The organism is Leucobacter sp. M11, from assembly GCF_035726885.1.
GTDB lineage: Bacteria > Actinomycetota > Actinomycetes > Actinomycetales > Microbacteriaceae > JAPFRB01.
The window spans coordinates 459,719-467,665 of the sequence record NZ_JAPFRB010000002.1 but is presented as its reverse complement, the minus strand read 5'-3'; the positions used below and the strand labels follow the sequence as shown (position 1 = coordinate 467,665).

Below are 7,947 nucleotides of genomic sequence, written 5' to 3'. Positions count from 1 at the left end.
GTGCGACGGCTCGCTGCGGTCAGCGGCGGGGGCGTTCGAAGCCGACGGCCTCGGCGGGTGTGCGCAGCTCCGTGAGCGCCTCGGCAACCGCCGCCGCGTAGGCCTCGCCGCCGGCAGGCTCCGGGTGGATGCCGTCACCGGCGAGCAACTCGGGGTGCGCTTCGGCGGTCCGCCGCCAGTCCGCGACCACGACGCCGCGGCGAGCCGCGGCGAAATCGCTCAGCTCCTGGTTGACGCCGGGGATCCACTCGCGGTCCGCGTAGGCGTTCACGAGGACGACGGGCCTGCCCTCCGCGCGGAGCATCAGCTCGTCCAGCTCGCTGCGATCCACGGGACCGTTCGTCCCGAGCCCGATGAGGAGCACCGGGCGCAGCCCGGAGAACTCGCGGATGCCGTCGAGCACGCCGATCCCGGCGGTCATGGACCGGGAGACCTCGGCGTCGATGTCGATGCCGGGCAGCGCCGCCTGGAGCTCGGGGCTGCTCGCGAGCATCACGGAGTCACCCACTGCGGTGATCGACTCACCCGTCGGCGCGGGGAGCACCGCGCCGCTCGACCGGAACCGGCCGGGGAAGATGACGGGATCGAGCACGGTCGCGGGGGTGGCCTCGAAGAGGGGCTCCGGAGCCGCCTGCGCGGCCGAGGCCGGGCCAGCGGCGTTTGCGTCCTCGGCGAGGCTGGCCGCGCCACGGTCGATCGAGGCGGCGGCGGTGGACTGCGCGGGCTCGGCGACGATCGCGGCGATGCTCGCGGGCACCGTCACGAGCAGCAGGGCGGTGACGCCGAGCGCGGTGACCCGCTGCCGCGCGCTGTCCCGGACCGGGCGCAGCAGCAGGCGCAGGGAGGTGATCAGGCCGTGGCGGCGCACCGGCTGCTCGAGAAAGCGGTACGAGAGCTCGGCCACGCCGAGGGTGGCCAGGAGTACGATGCCCCCGAGGATCCAGGCCCCGGCCGGGGTGCGCGACCAGGGGGCCGCGGCGGCCTGCGCGAGGACGAGGAGCGGCCAGTGCCAGAGGTAAATGCCGTAGGAGCGGTGGCCCACCCAGCGCAGCGGCGCCCAGTCCAGCAGACGACCGGTCAGGGCACCGGGCCGGGTGACCGCCCAGACGAGGACGAGCGCGGCGCCGGTCGCGAGTTGGAAGCCGCCCTGGAAGCTGGCCGGGGAGCCCTCGGCGAGGGTGAACGCGAGGACCAAAAGCGTCCCGAGCCCCGCGAGCGCGGTGAGAAAGAGCGTGGCCTGCCGCGCGGGGCCGGGCACGGGCCGTCGGCTGAGCGGTACGGTGGCAGCGAGGGCGGCGCCGAAGAGGAGGCCGAAGCTGTGCGCGTCGGAACCGAAGTAAATTCGCGTGGCATCCATCTCGGGGCCAACGAGCCGCCACATGAGGCTGGCCGAGGCGACCCCGAGGATGCCGAACACGGCGACCCGGAGCCAGCGGGCCCTCGGGCCGAAGCGGAGGAGCAGGATGGCCAGCAGCGGCAGGAGCAGATAAAACTGCTCCTCAATGGCGAGCGACCACACGTTCCGGAACAGCTCCGGGGTGTCGTGCGCGAAGTAGTCAGCGCCGTCGATGATGAACAGCCAGTTGCTGCTGAAGGTTGCGGCCCCGAGCAGTTGGCGGCCGATCCCGACGAGCGGGTCGCCCCCGATGAGGAGGGCCAGGCTGGTGCACACGAGGAGCACGACCCCGAGGGCCGGCAGCAGCCGCCGGGCCCGTCGACGCCAGAAGTCCCAGAGCCGGATGCGCCCGTGCCGCTCCCACTCGCGCAGGAGCAGTGACGTGATCAGGAAGCCGCTGATGACGAAGAACACATCGACGCCGAGGAAACCGCCGGGGACGATCCCCGGAAAGAGGTGGTAGACCAGGACGAGCCCGACCGCGATGGCGCGCAGGCCGTCGAGCCCGCCGAAGTAGCTGCTCGGTCGCGCCCCCGTGGGGGCGTCTGGGCGGCGATCCGGCGATCCGCCCCGGAGCAGAGACGCGGTTTTCTGGGTCACTGAACCGCGCTCCGGTGCGAGGGCACGCGGCGTTTGCGCAGCTCAGGGGACATGGCGGAATCACTCCAGGGGGCTCTAACCGGCTAGAGTCTACGCGAGCGAATTGTGAGCACAAAAGGAGGGCGCCGTTTCGTGTCTGAATCGTTGACCCGGCTGCGGCTCGACCTGAGCTACGACGGCACCGACTTCGCCGGCTGGGCGAAGCAACCCGGCCTGCGCACGGTCGAGGGCGAGCTGGAGCGCGCCGTGGCGACCGTGCTCCGCGAGCCCGCGGAGGCGATTCGCTTCGTCGTGGCCGGGCGCACCGACGCCGGGGTGCACGCGCGCGGGCAGGTCGCGCATCTTGACCTCACGAGCGAGCAGCTCGCGCGCTGGGAGGCCCGTTTCCGCGGCGGCGCGCTCACGGACGAGGAGCGCGCCACGGGTCGCGCCCGGCACGTGAACGGGGCGCTGGGCCGCTCCGCCCCGGACATCGTGGTGCGCCGCGTGACCGAGGCCCCCGAGGGCTTCGACGCGCGCTTCTCCGCGGTCTGGCGGCGCTACGAGTACCGGTTGAGCGCGGGCCGCGTCCCGGGTGACCCACTCGCCCGGCGCTTCACCGCGCACCACGGGCACGCCCTCGACCTCGCGGCGATGCGCGTTGCCTCGGCGTCGCTGCTCGGCCTCCGCGACTTCACGACCTTCTGCAAGGCCCGCGAGGGCTCGACCGCCGTGCGCACCCTCCTGGAGTTCGAGTGGCGGGTGACCGAGGACGGCGCGTACGCGGCCCGGCTTCGCGCGGACGCCTTCTGCCACTCGATGGTCCGCGCCCTCGTCGGCGCCGTCGTCGCGGTCGGGCAGGGCCGGATTGACCAGGCCGAGCTGGAGCAGCTGCTCGCGGATCGGGCCCGCACGGGCCGCACCCCGCTCATGGCGGCGCACGGGCTCTCCCTGGAGGAGATCGGCTACCCCGACGACGCGGCGCTCAGCGCCCGGGCGGAACAGACCCGCGCCCGGCGCGCCCCGCTGCCCGCCTGCGGGGAACACCTCCCCGGGACGTGATCCCGGTCGGGACGCCTGCCCGTCGTCCCGCCCGGGTTCCGGGCGCGTCCGTGTGCTAAACTTTCCCCTTGGTGTACGCCATGCTGTGGCGACACCCGAAGTTGAGCCCTCCACCGACTCGTTTCCACCGGCATCTGCCGCGCGGAATCAGCACCGGAGCGGGATTCACGGACACCTCCATTTCGACAAGAAAGCAGCACGACAGTGACGCGCACTTACTCTCCGAAAGCAGCCGACGTTAAGCACGACTGGCTGATCATCGACGCGACGGACATGGTCCTCGGTCGTCTCGCCACGCACGCGGCAGCCCTGCTCCGCGGCAAGCACAAGACCACCTTCGCCCCCCACATGGACATGGGCGACCACGTCATCATCATCAACGCCGACAAGGTTGTTCTCACGAACAACAAGGCCGCGAAGAAGATCGCGTACCGTCACTCGGGTTACCCGGGCGGCCTCAAGCAGGTCACCTACACCGAGCTCCTCGAGAAGAACCCTGACCGGGCCGTCGAGAAGGCGATCCGCGGCATGCTGCCCAAGAACAGCCTCGGCCGCGACCAGTTCCGCAAGCTGAAGGTCTACGTGGGCGCCGAGCACCCGCACGCCGCTCAGCAGCCGACCCCCTACGTTCTCGAGCAGGTCGCGCAGTAATCGCGGCCCCGGACAGACCTCACAAGATTAAGGACCTCACTAACGTGGCACAGATCGAAGACCAGACCGCGGCTCCCGAGAGCTACACCACCGAGTCGGCAGCGGCTCCCGTCGAGGCGTCGACCCGCCTCGCACTCAGCGTTCCCGGCGCAGCCGTGGGCCGTCGCAAGCAGGCAATCGCCCGCGTGCGCCTGATCCCCGGCGCCGGCACCATGACCGTCAACGGTCGCGAGCTCGCCGAGTACTTCCCGAACAAGCTGCACCAGCAGCTCATCACGGACCCCTTCACGGTCCTGGAGCTCACCGGCTCCTACGACGTGATCGCCCGCATCACCGGCGGTGGCCCCTCCGGCCAGGCTGGCGCCCTGCGTCTCGCGATCGCCCGTGCGCTCAACGAGATCGACGCTGAGCACAACCGCCCCACCCTGAAGAAGGCTGGCTTCCTGAGCCGCGACGCCCGCATCAAGGAGCGCAAGAAGGCTGGTCTCAAGAAGGCCCGCAAGGCTCCCCAGTACTCGAAGCGCTAAACCGTTCGAGTCTGACTGTGTCACGACTGTTTGGCACCGACGGGGTGCGAGGGCTGGCCGGGGTCGATGTGACCGCCGAGCTGGCCCTCGGCCTCGCACAGGCCGCGGCGCTGGTTCTCGGACGCGATGCGCGTTCCGAGAGCCGGCGCCCCGTCGCCGTGGTGGCCCGCGATCCGCGGGTCTCCGGCGAGTTCATCGCAGCGGCCGTCTCCGCGGGGCTCGCCTCCGCAGGCGTTGACGTGCTCGACGCCGGGGTCATCCCGACCCCAGCCGCCGCCTATCTGGTTGCGGACGCCCAGGCCGACTTCGGCGTCATGGTGTCCGCGTCGCACAACCCGGCCGCGGACAACGGGATCAAGTTCTTCGCCGAGGGCGGGCGCAAACTGCCCGACGCGGTTGAGGACCAGATCGAGGCAGCCCTCTCTGGTCAGCTGCTGAACACCACGGGCCGCGAGGTTGGGCGGATCCGCCGCTTCGCGGACGCCGAGGACCGCTACGTGGTGCACCTGCTCGGCTCCCTCGGGCTCTCGCTCGAGGGCATCCACGTGGTCCTCGACTGCGCCCACGGCGCGGCCGCGGGGATCTCTCCGCAGGTGTTCACCGACGCCGGGGCAACCGTCACGGTCATCGGCAACGCCCCCGACGGCTTCAATATCAACGATGGCGTCGGCTCCACCTACCTCGGCCCGCTGGCCGAAAAGGTGCGCGAGGTTGGCGCGGATCTCGGCATCGCGCACGACGGCGACGCCGACCGCTGCCTCGCGGTTGACGCCGACGGGAACACCGTCGACGGCGACCAGATCATGGCGATCCTCGCCCTGTCGATGTCCGACCGGGGGCTGCTGCACGAGAACACGCTCGTCGCCACGGTGATGAGCAACCTCGGGCTGAAGCTCGCGATGGCCGACAACGGCATCGAGGTCGTTGAGACCGGCGTCGGCGATCGCTACGTGCTGGAGGCGATCAACGCGAACGGCTACAGCCTCGGCGGCGAGCAGTCCGGTCACGTCATCATGAGCGAGCACGCGACCACCGGTGACGGCGTCCTCACCGGCCTGCACCTCGCGGCCGAGATGAAGCGCTCCGGGAAGTCCATCGCCGAGCTCGCCTCGTGCATGACGGTGCTGCCGCAGGTGCTCGTCAACGTGCGTGGCGTGGACCGCTCGAAGGCGGCCACGGACTCCGTGATCGCCCAGGCCGTCGCCCAGGCCGAGGTCGTCCTCGGCGGCACCGGCCGCGTGCTGCTGCGCCCGTCGGGCACCGAGCCCGTCGTCCGCGTGATGGTCGAGGCCCCCTCGATCGAGACCGCGGAGCAGCTCGCGCACGACCTGGCCGAGGTCGTCCGCGACCGCATCCCGGTCTAAGCAGCCGAGCGCACCGCGCAAAGAGACCCCCGAGCCAGCGGCTCGGGGGTCTCTTCGCGCTTGGGGGCGTTCGCTCCGGGCTCAGAGCTTGCGGAGCAACACCTTCTGGACCCGGTGATCGGCCTCCTTGCGGAGCACGAGTGAGGCCCGCGCGCGCGTGGGCCGGATGTTTTCGACGAGATTCGGTTCGTTGATGTTCTGCCAGAACTCGGCGGCGACGGCGCGGGCTTCGTCCTCGGTGAGCCCCGCGAAGCGCTTGAAGTACGAGTTCGGGTCGCTGAAGGCCCCGTCCTTGAGCTTGAGGAAGCGCTCGGTGAACCAGCGCTCGATGTCGGCGGAGCGGGCATCGACGTAAATCGAGAAGTCAAAGAGGTCGCTGACCGCGAGCGGGTGCCGCAGGGAGGGCGGCTGGAGTACGTTGAGGCCCTCCACGATGAGAATGTCGGGGCGGTGCACTACGTCAAACTCGTCGGGCAGGATGTCGTAGATCAGGTGACTGTACTTCGGAACGTAGCTCTCGGGGGCGCCGCTCTTCACCTGCGAGACAAAGCGCAGGAGCGCCCGGCGGTCGTAGGACTCGGGGAAACCCTTCCGGTGCGCGATGCCGCGCCGCTCGAGCTCCCGATTGGGGAACAGGAAGCCGTCTGTGGTAATGAGCTCCACATTCGGGGTATCTTCCCAGCGAGCCAGCAGGTCGCGCATGATGCGGGCGACGGTGGACTTCCCGACGGCCACGGAGCCCGCGATGCCGATGACGAAGGGGCTGGGCGGCGTCGGGCGCTGCAGGAACGCGCTGGTGCGCTCGTGCAACTGCCGCTGGGAGGTCGCGTACTGCGCGATCATGCGGCTCAGCGGCCGGTAGACCTCGCCGACCTCGGCCAGGTCGAGCGGGTCGCCGAGGCCCCGGAAGGAGCGGACCTCGTCCTCTGTGAGGGGCATCGGGGTGTCGTCCGCGAGGGCCGCCCAGGCCGCGCGATCGATTTCAAGGAACGGCGACAGCACGTCCGGGCGGGTGATCGCTCTGGTGTCAACGGGTACGTGGGGCATGGTACCCATCATCGTGCCACTAAAATATCTCCCATGTGTGGAATCGTTGGATATGTCGGGAAGAACAGCACGCTTGACGTGCTCATGGGCGGGCTCAAGCGTCTCGAGTACCGCGGCTACGATTCGGCGGGCGTCGCCGTCATCGAGCAGGACGGTGGTCTCGCGGTGCGCAAGCGCTCCGGGAAGCTGCAGGCCCTGCGCGATCTGCTCGTTGAGGACCCCTTGGCCGCCGCCGGCACCGGCATCGGGCACACCCGCTGGGCGACCCACGGCGGGCCGACCGACGTGAACGCGCACCCCCACCTGGGCGATGACGGCAAGCTCGCCGTGATCCACAACGGCATCATCGAGAACTTCGTCGAGCTCCGGGACGAGCTGCTCGCCGAGGGCTTTGAGCTGGACAGCGAGACCGACACCGAGGTCGCCGCCAAGCTCCTCGGCCGCGAGGTGGCTCGCACCGGCTCCCTGCGCGAGGCCTTCCGCGCCGTCGTGAAGCGCTTCGAGGGCACCTTCACGCTCCTCGCCGTGCACCGCGACGAGCCCGGCCTGGTGCTTGGCGCGCGGCACAACTCCCCGCTCGTGCTCGGCCTGGGCGACGGTGAGAACTTCATGGGCTCCGACGTGGCGGCCTTCGTGGAGCACACCCGCCGGGCGATGGCCATCGGCGAGGACAACATCGCCGAGATCACCCCCGACTCCGTGCTCGTGACCGACTTCGATGGCGCCCCCGTGGCCGCCGAGGAGTACGAGGTCGAGTGGGACGCGGGGGCCGCGGACAAGGGCGGCTGGTCCTCCTTCATGGCGAAGGAGATCAACGAGCAGCCAGAGGCCGTGCGCAACACGGTCCGGGGCCGCGTGCAGGACGGCCGGGTACACCTCGCCGAGCTGGACAGCCTGGGCGACGAGGCGCTTCGGGAGATCGACCGCATCGTCATCATCGCCTGCGGCACCGCCTCCTACGCGGGCCAGGTCGGCAAGTACGCGATCGAGCAGTGGGCGCGCGTCCCGGTCGAGGTCGACCTCAGCCACGAGTTCCGCTACCGCAACCCGATCCTGAACGAGCGCGTCCTGCTCGTGTCCGTCAGCCAGTCCGGCGAGACGATGGACACGCTGATGGCCGTGAAGTACGGGCGCGAGCACGGGGTGAAGACCCTGTCGATCTGCAACACGCAGTCGGCGACGATCCCGCGGGAGTCCGATGCGGCGCTGTACACGCACGCGGGCCCCGAGGTGGCCGTTGCCTCGACCAAGGCCTTCGTCGCGCAGATCACCGCCCTCTACCTCTTCGCCCTGCACCTGGGCCGGGTGCGCGGGACGCTGC

The 7,947-nt window shown here is 70.4% G+C and carries 7 protein-coding genes; 5 read left to right on the top strand and 2 right to left on the bottom strand.

The window, feature by feature from the left end; translation table 11 throughout:
• Positions 1 to 19 precede the first annotated feature (19 nt).
• Positions 20 to 1,996: an acyltransferase family protein gene (locus OOT08_RS06525; protein WP_325091787.1), complete on the bottom strand. Its 1,977-nt coding sequence runs from the start codon at positions 1,994 to 1,996 to the stop codon at positions 20 to 22.
• A gap of 132 nt (positions 1,997 to 2,128) precedes the next feature.
• On the opposite strand from OOT08_RS06525, the gene truA reads away from it, so the two are divergent.
• The 4 genes from truA to glmM all read left to right on the top strand — a co-directional run bounded on the left by truA (position 2,129) and on the right by glmM (position 5,579).
• Positions 2,129 to 3,037 (top strand): tRNA pseudouridine(38-40) synthase TruA, encoded by a 909-nt coding sequence (gene truA, locus OOT08_RS06520; RefSeq protein WP_325091785.1) that lies wholly within the window; start codon positions 2,129 to 2,131, stop codon positions 3,035 to 3,037.
• Positions 3,038 to 3,241: 204 nt separating this feature from the next.
• Entirely contained in the window at positions 3,242 to 3,688 is a 447-nt protein-coding gene (rplM, locus tag OOT08_RS06515; protein ID WP_325091783.1) for a 50S ribosomal protein L13, read from the top strand.
• Between the two features lie 44 nt (positions 3,689 to 3,732).
• Positions 3,733 to 4,215, top strand: a complete 483-nt coding sequence (rpsI, locus tag OOT08_RS06510; protein ID WP_325091782.1) for a 30S ribosomal protein S9 — start codon at positions 3,733 to 3,735, stop codon at positions 4,213 to 4,215.
• 17 nt (positions 4,216 to 4,232) lie between these two features.
• Entirely contained in the window at positions 4,233 to 5,579 is a 1,347-nt protein-coding gene (glmM, locus tag OOT08_RS06505; RefSeq protein WP_325091781.1) for a phosphoglucosamine mutase, read from the top strand.
• 81 nt (positions 5,580 to 5,660) lie between these two features.
• On the opposite strand, the gene coaA is transcribed toward glmM, so the two are convergent.
• Complete coding sequence (gene coaA / locus OOT08_RS06500; RefSeq protein ID WP_325091780.1) at positions 5,661 to 6,626, bottom strand: type I pantothenate kinase; 966 nt, start codon at positions 6,624 to 6,626, stop codon at positions 5,661 to 5,663.
• Positions 6,627 to 6,659: 33 nt separating this feature from the next.
• On the opposite strand from coaA, the gene glmS reads away from it, so the two are divergent.
• The coding region (glmS, locus tag OOT08_RS06495) for a glutamine--fructose-6-phosphate transaminase (isomerizing) (RefSeq protein WP_325091779.1) at positions 6,660 to 7,947 on the top strand (1,288 nt) is incomplete at its 3' end.